We start from the raw sequence: 691 nt of genomic DNA, 5'->3' as shown, positions 1-691 counted from the left end.
ACCGTGGACCGCGACGGCTGAGCAGCTTGCCGACAAGATGGCGACCACCGAAGGCCGTATCCACGTCGATGTCGGCCTGCAGGCCGTCGTCAGCCGCGACCTGTCGCTTGTCCCTCGCCTGCTCGACCGCGCGCCGGTGTCGTTCGAGCTGTTCACCGCCGATGTGCCGGACGCCTTCCTCTTCGCCACGCTCGACATGGTGGCCGAAGCGCTGAAAGCGTTCACCGGCACCGACACGCTGATCGGCATCTCACCCGGCGACCAATCGATCCTGACCGGCAGCTCCGAGCGAGATCGCTCGGGTACGATCACTGCCTTCCTGGACAGCCGCCCGCCGCTGGCCGAAGCCAACGGCATCGCCCGCGCGCTTGTCGCCGCGGCCTCGGCCGAGGCAAGAATCCATGTCCGCCAGATCAATTCCGAACTGGGTGCCGAAACCTGGAGCCGGCTGCGCGGCATCGCCGACGCCAGCGTCGAGACGACGCCGCAGAACCTGTTCTTCACCGCCCGCGACTACGAAACGCAGGGCGCGAATCTGAAAGCCTCGCCGCCCTTGCGCTCGCCGCACGACGTCGATGCGCTGCGCGCCGCGCTGCTCGAAGCGGGCATGGTTGGCGTGCCAGAAGCGGGCGATGTCCTCGCGGCGCATGAAGGCGGCGCCGTCGCTCTTTTGGACATGCTCGATCACCTC

Annotated in this window: 1 pseudogene; it reads left to right on the top strand. The window is 67.9% G+C overall.

Features of this window, described 5'->3' with window-relative positions:
• A pseudogene (locus EOD07_RS36530) lies at positions 1 to 691 on the top strand (hypothetical protein); the annotation flags it as partial.

The organism is Mesorhizobium sp. M2C.T.Ca.TU.002.02.1.1, from assembly GCF_003997225.1.
This window is presented reverse-complemented; position numbering and strand designations above follow the sequence as displayed.